12 protein-coding genes are annotated in these 17,063 nt (G+C 36.0%); 4 read left to right on the top strand and 8 right to left on the bottom strand.

Annotation, left to right across the window (positions count from 1 at the left end; genetic code table 11):
• Positions 1–97 precede the first annotated feature (97 nt).
• From EKL98_RS05370 to can, 4 genes are all read left to right on the top strand, one after another.
• Positions 98–577: a Dps family protein gene (locus tag EKL98_RS05370; RefSeq protein ID WP_126460653.1), complete on the top strand. Its 480-nt coding sequence runs from the start codon at positions 98–100 to the stop codon at positions 575–577.
• A gap of 135 nt (positions 578–712) precedes the next feature.
• Positions 713–988, top strand: a complete 276-nt coding sequence (locus EKL98_RS05375) for a hypothetical protein (protein ID WP_231507420.1) — start codon at positions 713–715, stop codon at positions 986–988.
• 90 nt (positions 989–1,078) lie between these two features.
• Entirely contained in the window at positions 1,079–2,743 is a 1,665-nt protein-coding gene (locus EKL98_RS05380; protein WP_126561730.1) for a SulP family inorganic anion transporter, read from the top strand.
• A 90-nt stretch (positions 2,744–2,833) separates the two neighbouring features.
• Positions 2,834–3,469 (top strand): carbonate dehydratase, encoded by a 636-nt coding sequence (can, locus tag EKL98_RS05385; protein ID WP_126561731.1) that lies wholly within the window; start codon positions 2,834–2,836, stop codon positions 3,467–3,469.
• A gap of 45 nt (positions 3,470–3,514) precedes the next feature.
• Here can and EKL98_RS05390 read toward each other — a convergent pair whose 3' ends face one another.
• From EKL98_RS05390 to EKL98_RS05425, 8 genes are all read right to left on the bottom strand, one after another.
• Positions 3,515–4,714: an LETM1-related biofilm-associated protein gene (locus tag EKL98_RS05390; protein ID WP_126460662.1), complete on the bottom strand. Its 1,200-nt coding sequence runs from the start codon at positions 4,712–4,714 to the stop codon at positions 3,515–3,517.
• A 220-nt stretch (positions 4,715–4,934) separates the two neighbouring features.
• The gene (locus tag EKL98_RS05395; RefSeq protein WP_126561732.1) at positions 4,935–5,711 is read right to left on the bottom strand and encodes a superoxide dismutase; all 777 of its coding nucleotides are present in this window, start codon (positions 5,709–5,711) and stop codon (positions 4,935–4,937) included.
• 285 nt (positions 5,712–5,996) lie between these two features.
• Positions 5,997–9,281, bottom strand: coding sequence for an amidohydrolase family protein (locus tag EKL98_RS05400; protein WP_126561733.1), 3,285 nt, complete (start codon positions 9,279–9,281; stop codon positions 5,997–5,999).
• 155 nt (positions 9,282–9,436) lie between these two features.
• Positions 9,437–11,242 carry an acyl-CoA dehydrogenase family protein gene (locus EKL98_RS05405; protein WP_126561734.1) on the bottom strand — a complete coding sequence of 602 codons (1,806 nt, stop codon included), beginning with the start codon at positions 11,240–11,242 and terminating at the stop codon, positions 9,437–9,439.
• Between the two features lie 147 nt (positions 11,243–11,389).
• A complete protein-coding gene (locus EKL98_RS05410; protein WP_126460675.1) occupies positions 11,390–12,571 on the bottom strand; it encodes a thiolase family protein in 1,182 nt (393 codons plus the stop codon).
• 91 nt (positions 12,572–12,662) lie between these two features.
• The gene (locus EKL98_RS05415) at positions 12,663–15,053 is read right to left on the bottom strand and encodes a 3-hydroxyacyl-CoA dehydrogenase/enoyl-CoA hydratase family protein (RefSeq protein WP_126455655.1); all 2,391 of its coding nucleotides are present in this window, start codon (positions 15,051–15,053) and stop codon (positions 12,663–12,665) included.
• A gap of 43 nt (positions 15,054–15,096) precedes the next feature.
• Positions 15,097–15,606, bottom strand: coding sequence for a MarR family winged helix-turn-helix transcriptional regulator (locus EKL98_RS05420; RefSeq protein WP_231507419.1), 510 nt, complete (start codon positions 15,604–15,606; stop codon positions 15,097–15,099).
• A 403-nt stretch (positions 15,607–16,009) separates the two neighbouring features.
• A complete protein-coding gene (locus tag EKL98_RS05425; RefSeq protein WP_126561735.1) occupies positions 16,010–17,062 on the bottom strand; it encodes a proline iminopeptidase-family hydrolase in 1,053 nt (350 codons plus the stop codon).
• Position 17,063 lies beyond the last annotated feature (1 nt).

Raw genomic sequence — 17,063 nt, forward strand, 5'->3', positions numbered from 1 at the left:
CAAATTTAATAAAACAATAACTTTTTATTATAGTGTTTTTCGTTAATCTTACACTAAATTTGTCATATAACGGAAATAAATATAAAACAACATTAAAATGAAAACAAATATTTTAGGTTTACCGGTAAAAGAGTCAGAATTAATAGCAACTGAACTAAATGTTTTGTTAGCTAATTTCCAAGTATATTATCAAAATTTAAGAGGAATTCATTGGAATATTAGAGGAAAGCGTTTTTTTGATTTGCATGTAAAATTTGAGCAATTATACACGGATTCTCAAATAAAAATTGATTTAATTGCTGAAAGAGTTCTCACTGTTGGTGGAACGCCGCTCCATACGTTTGAAGACTATATAAAAAACAATCAATTAGTAGTTGGTAAAAATATTTCAAATGATGAAAAAGCAGTACATTTAATTGTTACATCACTATCTCATTTATTAAAGATTGAAAGAGTAATTCTTGACAAATCGGCACAAATCAATGATGAAGGTACAAATGCGATGATGAGTGATTTCATTTCTGAACAAGAAAAGACAATCTGGATGATGCAGGCCTGGCTTGAAGAAAGTTTGTAACACTTAAAATTCAAAAAAAAACCAGATAAAAATGATGCATTTTTATCTGGTTTTTTTTTGAATTTTATTTTTTTTAAAATAAATAAAAACTGTTACTTTTATTATAAACTAAATTCTATTTTTGCGACAATGAAAATGATATCTAAAATATTTTTAATTCTATTTTTAGCTTTCCTTGTCACCCCAACTATTGTTGCGGTGATTGAGAAAAGTTCAGATATCTCTGTTTTCTATAGTTTTTCTGAAGAGGAACACGTTCACAAAGAAATTAAAGTATTATTTAGTTCTGAATCTTCTTTGGAAATAATTATTGCAACAAAATTATCTTCTAGTGCTATTCTTTCTGAAAATTTATCAAAGCATGATAATATTACCTCTTCTATATTTATACTACCACCCAACCAAGTTTAAGACAGTGTTGGTTTTAGTGTTTCTTAAATCAATTTTCACATACTTTCAACGTGAAAACAGCTCTTTGTATTCAATCTTTAGTTTGGTATTATGACAAGAAAAATTAATCTTTTTGCTACCCTTAAATCTGATTTTGCATCAGGATTAGTGGTTTTTTTAGTAGCTTTGCCCTTGTGTTTGGGTATTGCAATGGCTTCGGGTGCTCCATTATTTTCAGGAATTATTTCAGGAATTGTTGGAGGAATTGTCGTTGGGTATTTAAGTACATCACACATCAGTGTTTCAGGCCCTGCAGCAGGTCTTACCGCAATTGTTCTTATCGCAATAACGGATTTAGGTGCATTTGATGTTTTTTTGACGGCTGTTTTTATAGCAGGTCTAATACAATTAGTTCTAGGATTTCTTAAAGCAGGAAGTATATCTAATTATTTTCCAACAAATGTCATCGAAGGAATGCTGGCCGGTATTGGAATTATAATTATTTTAAAACAATTGCCTCATGCCTTTGGATACGATAGCGATTTTGAAGGCGATTTAGCTTTTATGCAAAAGGACGGAGGTAATACATTTTCAACCTTATTAAATATTTTTGATTATATTCAGGTTGGATCTATAATTATCACTTTAATCTCTGTAGCGGTATTGATTTCCTGGAATAAAGTCCCTTTTTTGAAGGATTTAAAATTAGTTCCTGGTGCATTGGTTGCTGTAGTTTTAGGTGTTGTTTTGAATGAGATTTTCATCAGAACAGGAAGTCCGTGGGCTATTACTAACGAGCATTTAGTTTCTTTACCGGTTCCTACCAGTCTGGAGGAATTTAAGACGATTATAGTTACTCCCAATTTTTCTGGGATTTCGAATCCAAAAGTTTGGATAGTAGCCTTTACTATTGCAATAGTCGCTTCGATAGAAACGTTATTGAGTATTGAAGCAGCAGACCGAATGGATATTCAAAGACGTTATACGCACACTAATATGGAATTGAAAGCACAAGGTGTTGGAAATGTGATAAGCTCACTTCTAGGAGGTCTTCCCTTGACCTCGGTAATTGTGCGTACCTCAGCAAATTCTAATTCAGGTGCTAAATCAAAGATGTCTACTATAATTCATGGGGTACTATTATTAGTGAGTGTACTTGTAATTCCTGTTATCCTGAATAAAATTCCATTGGCTACATTAGCCGCAATTTTAATTTTGGTTGGTTACAAGTTAGCTAAACCAGCCACTTTCAAACATTTTTTGGAAAAAGGGAAATATCAATTTGTTCCTTTTATTGCGACTCTATTAGCAGTTGTTTTTACGGATTTATTAAAAGGGGTGGCATTAGGAATTGTCATCAGTATTATTTTTGTTTTAAAAGGAAACCTGAAAAGAGCTTACAGTTTTAGAAAAGAAGAATATGAAGATGGTGATGTTATCCACATTGATTTGGCGCAAGAAGTTTCTTTTTTGAACAAAGCAGCCATCAAATATACTTTAAACGAGATTCCTGAAAATTCTAAAGTGATAATTGATGCCAAAGACACCGTGTATATAGCGCATGACATTTTAGATTTGATATATGAATTCAAAACAACAAGAGCTATAGATCATAATATAAAAGTCAAACTCAAAGGATTTAAAAAAGCCTATGATTTAGAAAATACTCAAGAAACCAAAAACCATGTAACTATTGAGCATTATTATGATGCAGCAAAAAGGGTAATGGTTAAACGAGAGGTGCCTGACGAAGAATTCACTAAAAATAAAAATTAATTTCGCACTAATAAATTTAAAAATGAGTCCTTTACAAAGCATTAATTTGTCACTAAGTAAGGATATAAACAAAATAAGTACACAACGATTATGAGTGATTTTTATAAAAAAATACTGGAAAATAATGAAAAATGGGTAGAAACATCTTTGGCTTCTGATCCTAATTATTTTGAAGACCTGGCCAAAGGGCAAACACCACCCTTATTATGGATAGGCTGTTCTGACAGCAGGGTTCCTGCAAATGAAATTATAGGAGCTAAACCAGGCGAAGTTTTTGTTCATAGAAATATTGCTAATATGGTGGTTCATTCAGATATGAATATGTTGAGTGTACTGGATTACGCAGTAAATGTATTAAAAGTAAAACATGTACTGGTATGCGGACATTATGGTTGCGGCGGTGTCAAAGCAGCTATGGGTAATGATTCTATTGGCATCATTGACAACTGGATTCGTCACATAAAAGATGTCTATCGTTTGCACAGTGCCTACTTAGATTCTATTTTAGATGAAACAGAGCGATTCAACACTTTTGTAGAATTGAATGTTAAAGAACAAGTTTATGATTTGGCTAAAACTTCAATTGTTCAGGCAGCATGGCGAAATGGTCAGGACTTAACCTTACACGGATGGGCTTATGGTCTTAATTCCGGTTTTGTAACGGATTTAGAGGTGAATATCAGTTCCGAAAAAGATTTGGATGAAGTCTATCAGTTGAAATTTTAATCCCCAAAATTTGTAATAAATAAAAGCCGCTCTTAGTGGCTTTTTTTATTCGTCATCAAGATTTTCGTTAAAAGCGGAGGGTAGTAGTTGAGGTATAAATTTAATTAAAATAGGCAGCAATAAGCTACCGCCAGGAAGAAGGAATATAGTCAACGACGGAATGGTTTTGCAAATTTCCAGTAATTGTTTCTTGACTTTTTTCTTCTCTTTCTCGTCTAAATCCCTGCGAGTAGAGTAGGCTAATAGTACCATTAACTCCTTACTTTGTGCGATTTCCTTAGACAATCTGTTCTTATTACGACTAATCAGTGTGACCACACTTTGAGTCGTTTGGGCATAAAAATGTTTTACTGGATTTGAATAATTAAAATAAGGAATTTCCTTTTTATGTTTCGTAATAAAGGCATTCGTATTGCGGATACTTTCATCCGAAAAACCATCCGGGATCGAAACCGTTTTAGCCAGTGAATGCAAAAAATAAGCTTCATTATCTTCAATTTCTCCATCACTCCATAAAGCCATTCCTGCAAGATCTATCAAATAGTATTTTTCTAAGTCATTTGAAAAATAATCTAGTTCAAGTGTCTCTAAGCTTTGTACTGACACCTTAGAGAATTTACTGTAGCGAATAGAAGCTTCAAAAAGCTTGATTAATAAATCATCGTATTGAGATTTTTTTGTTTTAATTTTTAAAGCAAGTGTGACCACATTTACAATAGTTTCCTCGATCTTTTTTAAATACTTTTCCGGAATTTCGCCATGAATTAAGTATTGGCGAAAGGCCAAGACATCAATAAACAGTAAGGCATTAGTTACTAGGTGAGAAAAATTTTTACTGATGATGCTATCATTTGTTTGAACACGCTCATCAATTATTTTTTCTAAAGTTAAAGCAGGAGAATTCTTTGGCAGTATTTTTTTAAATAGGTTAAAGCCTTGAGGATTCATTTGATTGTAAAAAGTAACGGCTTGTTTAATGAAATTATCAGGGCTGATATTTTCATTTGTTAAACAAAAAACTGCATGCAAAGTATTTAAAAGTGCGACTTTTGAAATCTCTTCTTTGAACCAACCCTTAGTTTCAATAGGTGCTACAGTTTCAAATGCAATGATATGGCCATATATAAAACCTGTTTCTCTAACTTTTTGATAAAATATATCGGTAGTTTTTGAAACCGTTTCTTTTGAAAACTTTTGTTCAATAAAAAATTTATCTATCCAACCTGATGCTGAAGGGTTAATCATTGCTTTAATTTGAAGGTACAAAGCTATACTTTTTTTCGTAATTTTAACTTCTGTTTTTTAGTTTAACACAGATATTACTTTTAATTAGTATTGGTTTTTTTAATTTTGAACAGTACGGATTTCTAATGAATAATTATTAAAAAATGAAGTCTCAGAGGCCCCTTTTTTTTAAATAAAAAACCCGGAATCCTACTTTTTAATTCAGGGCTTTTATTGTTTTTTAAGAATTAAATAAGTTTTCGGCAGCATCCCAATCAACTACATTCCAAAAAGAGTTTATATAATCAGCTCTTCGGTTTTGATTTTTAAGATAATACGCATGTTCCCAGACATCTAAAGCTAAAACGGGTTTTCCTTTAAGTCCCTTCCCTCGTAATCGCATCAAAGGATTGTCTTGGTTTGCCGTAGAACCTATTACTAATTTTCCGTCTTGCACCACTAACCAGGCCCAACCGGAACCAAATCTTTTCATAGATGCATCACTAAATTGTTTCTTGAATTCATCAAAAGAACCAAAAGTTGTGGTTATGGCTGCTGCCAATTTGCCTTTTGGAATACCACCACCATTAGGTTTCATTAAACTCCAAAACAAGCTGTGATTGTAATGTCCGCCTCCGTTATTCCGAATGGCTTCTGGGAATTTAGACATTTTTTCAAAGATATTTTCTAAAGATTTTGAATAATCAATTAAGTTTTTATCCAAAGTATCAATGGCTTTATTCAAATTTGTCACATAAGCTTGATGGTGTTTGCTGTAGTGAATTTCCATTGTAGCTTTATCAATATGAGGCTCTAATTCATTATAGCTATAACCTAATTTAGGAAGACTGTAGGTTCCAGGAGTATCTGTGAAAGCTGCTTCATAGGGTTGATTGTCAATTTGCAGTACTGGCTGGGCAGCAAATGCAGCATTGAATAATCCAGAGCCAATAATTGTACCTGTAGACAATAGGGCCGTTTTTTTTAAAAAATTTCTTCGTGTATTATTATTTTCCATAATTTATTTGTTAGTCTTAAATAGGGATTAAATATTTGTATAAAAATAATCATTAATAGACCGACTTGGGTTAATAAAGACTTAAAATTTGATTTGTTTTACCTACAATGATATTTTGAATATCTATTTTTTTTACGGAAATTATATAAATTTCATTTTGAATTGGCATATCCTGAAATTAACAAGTATTTAAAAATGAAGTAATTAGTTGCTTTTTTAACAAGTTGAATTTAAACAAAAAAACCATTCGTTTTGCGAATGGTTTTTTTAGTTTAAAATTAATTCTTAGTTGTGGCTAAAGCCAGAACTACAACATTGTTGATGCATAAAGCTATTGGACTCCTCATGCCATGGGAAATTAGCATTGTATGCGTTGTTTTCCCAATAAAAATTTTCTCTTTTTTTAGGTTCGTTACCTATTTCATTCATTGTTTCGGATTCGTACATTCGGCCATTTGCGATGGTATACAATAACGTATTGGAGTTTTGGATATTTTCTAATGGGTTTTTATCCAAAACTAAAATGTCAGCCAATTTTCCGGTTTCTAATGAACCAATATCTTTTCCGGCTCCGATATAATTGGCTGCATTAATGGTGGCTGTTTTCAAACTTTCTAAATTGCTCATTCCACCTTGCTGTATACTCCATAATTCCCAGTGTGCTCCCATTCCTTGCAACTGTCCGTGTGCTCCCATATTGACTTTTACGCCATTATCAGCAAGCGTTTTTACGGTTTTAGACGTAAGAATATGATCGTTTTCATAATCTTCATCAGGAGCCATCATGCGGTATCTCGAGCGGGAATCAATTACGGCCCTTGGGGTGAATTGGAGTAGTTTTTTGTTTTCCCAAACATTTGTTTTTTGATACCAATAATATTCGGCATTCAATCCGCCATAATTTACGATTAGGGTAGGAGTATATCCTACTTTACTTGTACCCCAAAGTTCGAGTACATCTTTATAAACGGGTGCCACCGGTATATTATGCTCCACTCCGGTATGACCGTCAATCACCATGGTCATGTTAGTAAAGAAGGTCGAGCCGCCTTCTGGTACCACATTAATTTCTTCTTCTCTGGCCGCTTGCAATACCTGTTGACGTTGGTCACGTCTTGGTTGATTATAGCTTTTTACAGAAAGTGCTCCAAAAACTTTGGTCCGTTTTACTGCAAAACGAGCGTCATCAATAGTATTGACAATTGCTTTAAAGTCTCCTTCAGCACCGTACAAAATAAATCCGGTTGAATATATTCGGGGTCCTACAATGGCACCACTTTTTACCATTTCCGAAAGGGTAAAAATAGATTCCGTGTTAGAAGACGGATCATGCGATGTCGTTACTCCAAAGGCTAAATTTGCATAGAAAGGCCAATTTTGTTGGGTGGTTAATCCATAACGAAAAGCACCTACATGGGCATGAGCATCTACCATTCCGGGCATAATAGTTTTACCAGTCAGGTCATAAACCATAGCCGTTTCAGGAATACGAATGTCACTTGCATTACCAATGGCCTCAATCCGATTTTCATTGATTATTATACTACCGTTTTCAATCACTTTGTCGCCGTCCATAGTGATGATACGAGCATTCGTCAGGGCAATTCTGCCTTTTGGTTTATCAACTTTTGATTTTAAATCTATTTTAATACCTATATCAGATGGTTTTTCAACTTTTTCAGGTGAATCCGGTAAAAAAGTAAATCTGTTTTTTACGGCATTCGAAAAATAAGTATTGCCTAACATCCACATCACGTTTTTGCTATTGGGAGACCAATGTAAATTAATTCCAGCCTCTTTTGACAATTCTGACACAGGTACATTCGTAGTTTTTTCGTCCAAATCTACTTCTTGGCCGTTGATGTTTAATGGAGCCACATAAGCTTTGTGTAAATGGGTGAAAGCGATCCACTGATTGTCTGGACTTGGCACCAATCGGTTAGCATATTTGGATTTAATATGGGTGCGTTCTTCTTTTCCGTTAAGGTCAACACTTTTGAGTTCTTTGGTTAAATCCCCAAAAAAGACTCCCCCAGTTTGGAAGAAAATACGATTTCCTTCTTTAGTAAACACAGGATATTCTCCTTTTGAGGTAATAAATTTTGATTTGCCACCTGTAACATTCATGGTGTAAATCCCTGGTTTTTTTGAAAAAGCAAAACCTTGATCCATATTTCCGCCTTCCTTGACGTAGACAATTGTTTTTTGGTCAGGAGAGAGACTTGGTGTTCTGTAAATTCCTTTTTCAGAGGTTAATTTAACAGATTTTTTACTTTCTAAATTAATTTTTCTGATAGCGCCTAAATTTGTGTCGTTCCAACTAACATAAATTATCTCTTTACCATTAGCGGTAAAAGTAGGTTCTGCTTCAAAATCAGTATCTGTAGTCAATCGTTTTGGACTTCCATTAGGCAAGCTTTTAGTCCATAAATATCCTAAAGCTCTAAAGACTACTGTTTTTCCATCGGGAGCGGTTACAGCATCACGGATCATTTTTACTGTAAAGTCATTGTCAGTTATTGGAGTATCAGAATGTACCCGATCTGCAATGTCAATAGCGACATCGGCTGTGAAAGGAATCTGTGTTACCTGATTTGTTTTTGTATTTATTTTTTGAATTTTACCTCCGGTCCAAATTATAATGTCTTCATTGTTTGGCATCCAATTGAAATTGGGATACACACCAAACAAAGCCCAAGCGGCTTGTTGATCTTTGTTAAGTTTATCATAAACGGGACCTTCTTCACCTGTTTCTAAATTATGAACATACAAAACCGTTGCGGTACGCACTCGTTTTACATACGCTAACAGTTTACCATCTCTTGAAATTTGTGGTCGAGCGGCGCCTCCCGGACCACCCGTAATTTTTTCTGTTTCTCCCGTTTCAAAATCATAACGATTGATAGCATAGATTTCACTGTTAGGATCTTTATTGTATTTGAAATAACCACCCGGAGAAACGTCTTCACTGTAATACATGTATTTGCCATCAGGAGAAATTACGGGTTCGTTAACATCTTGCTGGTCGTTTTTTCGTTTGGTCAATTGTACGCCACTACCACCGCTAATGTGGTATTGCCACATTTCACCAGCGCCAAGAGAACGGCTTGATGTAAAGTGTTTTCTTGCTACCAGATAATTGCCGTTGGGCATCCAAGTCGCATTGTTCAGTAGTTGAAAATTTTCCTTAGTGATTTGTCTCACTTCACTTCCATCGGCTTTCATGAACCAAATATTATCGCCACCACCAGCATCGCTAGTGAACGAAATGTGTTTTCCGTCAGGGCTGAATCTGGGTTGTACTTCAAAAGGAATACCGGAACGAAGTATTTTTGCTGTTCCGCCTGTTATAGGCATTTGGTAAATATCTCCCAAGAGATCAAAAACGATAGTTTTCCCGTCTGGACTCACATCGAGGTTCATCCAAGTTCCTTCGGATGTGGTAAATTTATGGGCCTTGTAATTGAATTCTTTTCCAGGTTTTGCGACATCCCATTTCGGCTTTTCCTGTCCATAAATGGTGGAAATAAAAGAAAATGCGAGTAGAAATAAGCTTGTTTTTTTATTCATTAAAAAGAAATTAAATAGTGATTGAGGATAAATATAGGTAATAAAAATGAAGTAGTTTGTATTTCGCTTTAGATCTTATTGGTATAAAAGCAAAAAAACACCCGCAGTCGCGAGTGGTTTTTGTATCAATTAAAGCAGTAAAAAGATCTTTGTAATTAAAAACAATATTCATTTTCAGTTACTAATTTAACCGTTATTGTTTCTCTTAATCCTACAACATTTGGCATATTTGTATATTTAGTAAAACGACGTAGTCCCATCAACATCATACGTTGTTCATCGCCTTCAGCAAAGGAAATAACACTTTCTTTTCCTTTTTGAGTAACAATATCTACGGCTTTATACAAGTATAATTTGGCCATTGCAATTTGCTCTTGTACTTTAGTTTCTCCTTCTTTTTTGGCTAACTTCTCCGTTCTAAGGATTGTGCTTTCAGCCATATAGATTTCGATTAAAATATCTGAAGCGGCCATCAATAACTGTTGGTGTGCATCTAAATCCGGGCCATATTTTTGAACAGCTCCACCGGCTACCATTAAGAATGCTTTTTTTAATTTGCCAATCATTTCTTTTTCTTCTGCAAACAATTCAGAATAATCAGGAGTTTCAAAAGAAGGAATTCCCATTAATTCTTCTTGTACTTTTGATGCAGGTCCAAGTAAATCAACATGACCTTTCATCGCTTTTTTAATCAGCATCCCTACTGAAAGCATTCTGTTGATTTCGTTAGTTCCTTCGTAAATACGGGCAATTCTGGCATCTCTCCAAGCACTTTCCATCGGAGTGTCCTCAGAGAATCCCATTCCGCCAAAAATTTGAATACCTTCATCAGCACAATTTTGTACATCTTCAGAAACGGCCACTTTAAGGATTGAACATTCAATAGCATATTCTTCAACGCCTTTCAATTCTGCTTCCTGATGTGAAACTCCTTCGGCTTCACGAGCTATAATTCTGTCTTCAATATCTTTTGCAGCGCGGTAGGAAGCGCTTTCTCCAGCGTAACAACTTGTAGCCATTTCTGCTAGTTTTGCACGGATAGCACCAAACTGAGAAATTGCAGTATTGAACTGGATTCTTTCATTAGCATATTTCACTGAACCTGAAATAACTCTGCGCTGTGCATCCAAACAAGCAGCTGCTAATTTGATGCGACCTACATTCAAAGCGTTCATGGCAATTTTGAAACCGTTTCCTCTTTCGGACAACATGTTTTCTACAGGAACTTTTGTTTCATTAAAGAAAACCTGACGCGTAGAGGAAGCACGTATTCCTAATTTATGCTCTTCTTCGCCCATTGATATTCCGTTATCAGCTGTGTTTTCTATGATAAAACCAGTGATATTTTTATCATCACCAATACGGGCAAAAACGATAAACAATGAACAAAATCCAGCGTTTGAAATCCACATTTTTTGTCCTGTGATTTTGTAATGTGTACCATCTTCTGATAAAACAGCTTTTGTTTTTCCAGAATTAGCATCAGATCCTGCGCCTGGCTCTGTCAAACAATAGGCTCCAAACCATTCGCCAGAAGCTAATTTAGGAACGTATTTTTGCTTTTGTTCTTCTGTTCCGTACAAAGTTATTGGCATAGTCCCAATTCCGGTATGTGCTCCAAAAGCAGTTGAAAATGAACCTGTTGCTCCCGAAATATAATCACAAACCAACATTGTTGATACAAATCCCATTCCTAATCCACCATAAGCTTCAGGTACAGCAACTCCTAAAAGTCCTAAGTCCCCAGCTTTTTTCATGGTTTCTTGTGTATACGCATAATCCTTTTTCTCAAAACGATCTTTGTGTGCCCACAATTCTTTATCTACAAATTCTTTTACAGAGTCACGCATCATTAATTGCTCTTCTGAAAAATCTTCTGGTGTAAAGATATCTTCGCACTTTGTTTGTTTAACTAAAAACTGACCGCCACGGGTTACGTTTTTTTCAATTGTATCTGCCATTTCTTGTTATTTTAAATGATGAATTTTATTTATAAATTGAATTGTCAATATTGTCATTCCAAACAAGGAGGAATCTCAGTAGCTAATTCTGCATTAATAGTAAAGATTCCTTCTTTGTCGGAATGACAAACGGATGGAAATCTTTGACTACAAAAGTTCGTAAACCCCAGCAGTTCCTTGTCCAGTTCCCACACACATACTCACAATTCCGTATTTGTTGCCTCTTTTTTTCATTTCGTCGAAGAGTTGAACAGACAGTTTTGCTCCGGTACAGCCCAGTGGATGTCCCATTGCAATTGCTCCACCGTTGACGTTTACGATATCAGGATTCAATCCTAATTCACGAATAACGGCTAACGATTGTGATGCAAAAGCTTCGTTTAATTCAATTAAATCAACATCATTTAATGTTAATCCTGCTTGTTTCAATGCTTTTGGAATCGCTTTTACCGGGCCAATTCCCATTAATCTTGGTTCTACTCCTGCCGAAGCGAAGTTCACCAAACGAGCAATAGGAGTAAGGTTCAGTTCCTTAACCATTTCTTCGCTCATGATTAGAACAAAAGCGGCTCCGTCACTCATTTGAGAAGAATTCCCGGCAGTTACACTTCCGCCTTCTTCAAAAACAGGACGTAAACCAGCCAAAGCTTCTACTGAAGTTCCAGCTCTCGGGCCTTCATCTTTATTTACGATATAGGATTTGGTTTCTTTTTTACCATTTTCATTGATAAATGTTTGTTCTACCGTAATAGGAACAATTTGTTTGTCAAATTTGCCTTCGGCTTGTGCTTTAAGAGCTTTCAGGTGTGAGTTGTAAGCAAACTCATCTTGGTCTGCACGAGACACATTGAATTGTTTGGCAACAGCTTCTGCAGTTAGCCCCATTCCCCAATAGTAATCTTCGTTCCCCGCTTTTGCAACAGCATAATCCGGAGTTGGTTTGTACCCTCCCATTGGAATAAAACTCATGCTCTCGGCACCACCGGCAATAATACAATCTGCCATTCCCGATTGAATTTTGGCTGTAGCCATACCAATTGTTTCTAATCCTGACGCGCAATAACGGTTTACGGTTACACCTGGTACATCTTCGATTTTCAATCCCATTAAGGAAATTAATCGTCCCACGTTTAGTCCTTGTTCTGCTTCTGGCATGGCATTTCCTACCATCACGTCATCGATACGTTTTTTGTCAAAATCAGGCAACTCATTCATCATAAACTGAATGGTTTCTGCTGCCAATTCATCAGGACGTTTAAATCTAAACACGCCTTTTGGGGCTTTCCCCACGGCTGTTCTGTATGCTTTTACTATATAGGCTGTTTTCATTTTTTTTTTTTAAGAGTTGAGAATATAGAGAATAAATAATAGACTTTAAATTTTGTTTTTAATCTATATTCTATTCTCCTTGTTCTATTTTCTAATTGCGTAACGGTTTTCCTTTGGTTAACATAAACTGGATTCTTTCTAATGTTTTTCTTTCTGTACAAAGAGATAAGAATGCTTCACGTTCCAGATCCAATAAATATTGTTCGGTTACTAAAGTTGGTTCTGATAAATCTCCACCAGCCATAACATAAGCTAGTTTGTTAGCGATTTTCTTGTCGTGTTCCGAGATGTATTTTCCGGCTTCCATTTGGTCTGTTCCTACTAAGAACATTCCCAAAGCTTGTTTTCCAAGAACTTTTACGTCGCTTCTGCGAATTGGTTGTGTGTAACCTGCTTCTGCCATTAATAAAGCGTGTTTCTTTGCTTCAGCAATCTGACGGTCTTTATTCACAACGATGATATCTTTTCCGTGTTGTAAAAGTCCGGTATCAAAAGCTTCGTAACCTGAAGTAGATACTTTTGCCATAGCGATCGTCAAGAAATATTCTTGCAATACGTTCAACTCCACATCATTTTTATGGAATAAATCTGCAGCACGCAATGCCATCTCTTTAGATCCGCCACCGCCAGGAATAACTCCAACGCCAAATTCTACTAATCCCATATACGTTTCGGCTGCAGCAACAACTTTATCAGCGTGTAAGCTCATTTCGCAACCACCGCCAAAAGTCATTCCGTGTGGCGCAACCACAACTGGAATTCCGGAGTAGCGCACGCGCATCATTGTGTCTTGGAACATTTTGATGGCCATATTCAGCTCGTCGTATTCTTGCTCGACGGCCATCATGAAAATCATTCCTATGTTAGCACCCACAGAGAAATTCGCTGCCTGATTCCCAATAACCAATCCTTGATATTCTTTTTCAGATAAGTCAATCGCTTTGTTGATCGCCTGTAAAACATCGCCACCAATCGTATTCATTTTAGACTGGAATTCTAAGTTCAAAATTCCATCTCCTAAATCTTGAATAATAGCGCCGCTATTGCTCCACACTTTTTTGCTTTCGCGTATGTTGTTCAGGATAATAAAGGCATCCTGACCAGGAACCTTAGTTGCAGATTTTGTTGGAATATCATAAAAATAAGTAGCACCTTCTTTTATTGAATAGAAACTTTTAGTTCCATTAGCAAGCATATCAGTTACCCAAGCAGCTGGTTCAAGGCCTTCCGCTTTCATCATTTCGATTCCTTTGGCAACACCAATGGCGTCCCAAATTTCGAAAGGACCATTTTCCCATCCAAAACCGGCTTTCATGGCATCGTCAATCTTGTATAATTCATCTGAAATTTCAGGAATTCTGTTGGAAACGTAAGCAAACATTCCCGCAAAACTTTTACGGTAAAATTCGCCTGCTTTATCTTTTCCTTTTACCAAAACTTTAAAACGGTCAATAGGTTTATCAATCGTTTTTGTCAGTTCTAAAGTGGCGAAAGACGCTCTTTTAGCCGGACGATATTCTAAAGTATCTAAATCCAATGATAAAATATCCTTGTCTACTTTTTTATAAAAACCTTGACCAGTTTTGCTTCCCAACCATTTGTTCTCCATCATTTTGTTGACAAAATCCGGCAATTTAAACAAATCGTGTTGCTCGTCATTCGGACAATTTTCGTAGATTCCGTTGGCAACGTGCACCAAAGTATCCAATCCAACTACGTCAACAGTTCTGAAAGTAGCTGATTTTGGTCTTCCAATAACTGGACCGGTCAATTTATCCACTTCTTCAATCGTCAATCCCATTTCTTTAACTAAATGAAACAAACTTTGAATCCCATAAATCCCGATTCGGTTTCCAATAAACGCTGGAGTATCTTTGGCCACGACCGAAGTTTTACCCAAGAATTTGGATCCATAATCCGTAAGAAAATCCAAAACTTCCGATGCTGTGTGCGGGCCAGGAATGATTTCGAATAATTTCAAATAACGCGCAGGGTTAAAAAAGTGTGTCCCGCAGAAATGCTTTTGGAAATCGTCGCTTCGTCCTTCACTCATAAAGTGAATTGGAATTCCAGATGTGTTTGAAGTTACTAGAGTTCCCGGTTTTCTGAATTTTTCAATTTGTTCAAAAACCATTTTCTTGATGTCTAACCGTTCTACAACAACTTCAATAATCCAATCCACAGTAGCGATTTTCGCCATGTCATCTGTGGTATTTCCAGTAGTAATTCTGCTGGCAAATTTTGGATTGTAAATAGGAGAGGGTTTCGATTTCAGGGAATTGGCCAAATGCTCATTTACCAATCGGTTTCTAACGATTTTGCTTTCTAAAGTCAGTCCTTTTTTAGCTTCCGCTTCGGTAAGTTCTCTTGGAACAATATCTAATAACAGAACTTCAACTCCAATGTTAGCAAAATGACAAGCAATTCCTGAACCCATAATTCCGGATCCAATCACTGCAACTTTTTTAATTGTGCGTTTCATATAAATAATATTTGATTTTCATTAGAAAATGACAGCGCTATTTTTATTGAAGGATTTCAATTTTGGCGGTGTCATTCGCTGTTTTTTCAGTTTGTTCCGCCAGTTCGCTGGCGCTCGTGTGCGTAAATATATTTTTCTCTTGAATTAATTCATTGATGGCTTCTGCAACTTCAATAAAGTGCTGCAGTTTCTCTTCCGAAATAGTTTGTTTCACCGTTTCATTGAATTTCAACACCGTATTTTTTGACAATTCTCTTTTTTCTTTACCAAAATCCGTGAGGTAAATCAATACTCCACGGCCATCCACTGGATTTTTCTTGCGAATAATCAAGCCTTTTTCCTCCATAGATTTAAGGGTTCTGGTTAAGCTGGTAGCTTCCATTCCCATTTTTGGTCCTAATGAGGTCGATGGCGTCCCACCTTCCTTATCAATACTCAATAAAGCGAACCCAGTAGCCATGCTCGCATCGTATTTCGAAGCTTCTTCATTATACATTCTGGCCACTGCTTGCCAGGTGGCACGTAAAATATAATCTATCGTTTTATCTTTCATAAGTAACTATATCGTTTTCAAATATAATAAAAAATACTATGCACGCATAATATATTAAAACATTTTTTTGTTAAAAAGCATTAAATATAAAAAATCTCCACTGAAATAGAGGAGATTATACTCTTTTTTTAAGAGTAATTAATTTTTTGGTCGTATCCCTGCGTAAAAACTCCGGGTCGGGCTGTACGTTGTATCCACGCTAAAAAGCGTGGGATGCCACTTCCATCCCTTACGCAAATCCTGCTGAGGAGAATGATTGGGGATTTTAATTTAATTGTTGGGATTATGGATTTACGTAATAAGTAGTTTACTATCGTTAAATTTGATTTTTGAGTTTATTGTTCTCGACTAAAAACCAAAAAACCACGAAAATCAATTCGTGGTTTTTTATAGTATCTTTTATTTAACCCTTCTTAAACTCCCCTTTATCCACATCTTTCAAGAACTTAATCACACCCGGAAAATAGGTTTTTGGGTCATCGTATTGTGAAAGGTGACTTCCGTTAGGACAAAACAAGAAACGTCCGTTTTGGACTTCGTTAGCAATCCATTTCATGTGTTCGGGATCCATCGTGTCGTATTTAGAACCAATGCTCAAGGTAGGAACGGTCAAAGTTTTTAGTCTGGCTTTGACATCCCAATTTTTAAGGGAGGCATTTCCAGTGATACCAAATTCACTGTGGCCTTGCATAAACACATATACATTAGGATTAATGTGCTTGAAACAGCGGTTTATGGATTCTGGCCATTCTTTGAGTGGCATTCTCAAAATATGTTCCGTGTAGTAATGTTCGAAAAGTAATTCGCTGTATTTTGGATTATCAAAATCATTATTTTTTTCGATATCCTGTAATTGCTTTAGGATTTTAGAATCCATTTGCGGTGCCAGAACGTCTTTTGCGTAAGCGTTATATTCCTGAGCACTCGCCATCATATTTGAGATAATTAATCCTTTCAGGTTTTTTTGGTATTTCAAAGCGTATTCCATTGCTAGGATTCCGCCCCAAGATTGTCCCATCAGGTAAAAATTAGAACTGTCCAAGCCTAATGCGATTCGCACTTGCTCGACTTCCTCCACAAAACGTTCATTAGTCCACAAACTGTTGTCGTTGGGTTGGTCGCTGTAATACGAGCCTAACTGGTCGTAATAAATGTATTCAATGCTTTCGTTGGGAAAATACCCGTCAAAGGCCTCGTATAATTCATGGGTCAAACCTGGACCGCCGTGCAGCAACAACACCTTTATTTTAGGATTATTGCCCACTCGTTTGGTCCAGACTTTAAACGTGCCTTTTGGCGTATGAATCGGAATCATTTTGATGCCGCCTGTGAGTTGGTCGTCCCGTTTGGAGAAATCTAAATAATTTGTTTTTATGGAATCTTCCTTTGGTTTTTCCTGACAATTAGAAAAAAAGAACACACTGACAACGGAGTAAATCAAGACTTTTAGTTTCATA

Source organism: Flavobacterium bomense (assembly GCF_003970355.1).

Excerpts from the sequence above, each read along its gene's own strand:
- EKL98_RS05370 (WP_126460653.1), top strand. The coding sequence starts at position 98 with ATGAAAACAAATATTTTAGGTTTACCGGTAAAAGAGTCAGAATTAATA.
- EKL98_RS05375 (WP_231507420.1), top strand. The coding sequence starts at position 713 with ATGATATCTAAAATATTTTTAATTCTATTTTTAGCTTTCCTTGTCACC.
- EKL98_RS05380 (WP_126561730.1), top strand. The coding sequence starts at position 1,079 with ATGACAAGAAAAATTAATCTTTTTGCTACCCTTAAATCTGATTTTGCA.
- can (WP_126561731.1), top strand. The coding sequence starts at position 2,834 with ATGAGTGATTTTTATAAAAAAATACTGGAAAATAATGAAAAATGGGTA.
- EKL98_RS05390 (WP_126460662.1), bottom strand. The coding sequence starts at position 4,714 with ATGATTAACCCTTCAGCATCAGGTTGGATAGATAAATTTTTTATTGAA.
- EKL98_RS05395 (WP_126561732.1), bottom strand. The coding sequence starts at position 5,711 with ATGGAAAATAATAATACACGAAGAAATTTTTTAAAAAAAACGGCCCTA.
- EKL98_RS05400 (WP_126561733.1), bottom strand. The coding sequence starts at position 9,281 with ATGAATAAAAAAACAAGCTTATTTCTACTCGCATTTTCTTTTATTTCC.
- EKL98_RS05405 (WP_126561734.1), bottom strand. The coding sequence starts at position 11,242 with ATGGCAGATACAATTGAAAAAAACGTAACCCGTGGCGGTCAGTTTTTA.
- EKL98_RS05410 (WP_126460675.1), bottom strand. The coding sequence starts at position 12,571 with ATGAAAACAGCCTATATAGTAAAAGCATACAGAACAGCCGTGGGGAAA.
- EKL98_RS05415 (WP_126455655.1), bottom strand. The coding sequence starts at position 15,053 with ATGAAACGCACAATTAAAAAAGTTGCAGTGATTGGATCCGGAATTATG.
- EKL98_RS05420 (WP_231507419.1), bottom strand. The coding sequence starts at position 15,606 with ATGAAAGATAAAACGATAGATTATATTTTACGTGCCACCTGGCAAGCA.
- EKL98_RS05425 (WP_126561735.1), bottom strand. The coding sequence starts at position 17,062 with ATGAAACTAAAAGTCTTGATTTACTCCGTTGTCAGTGTGTTCTTTTTT.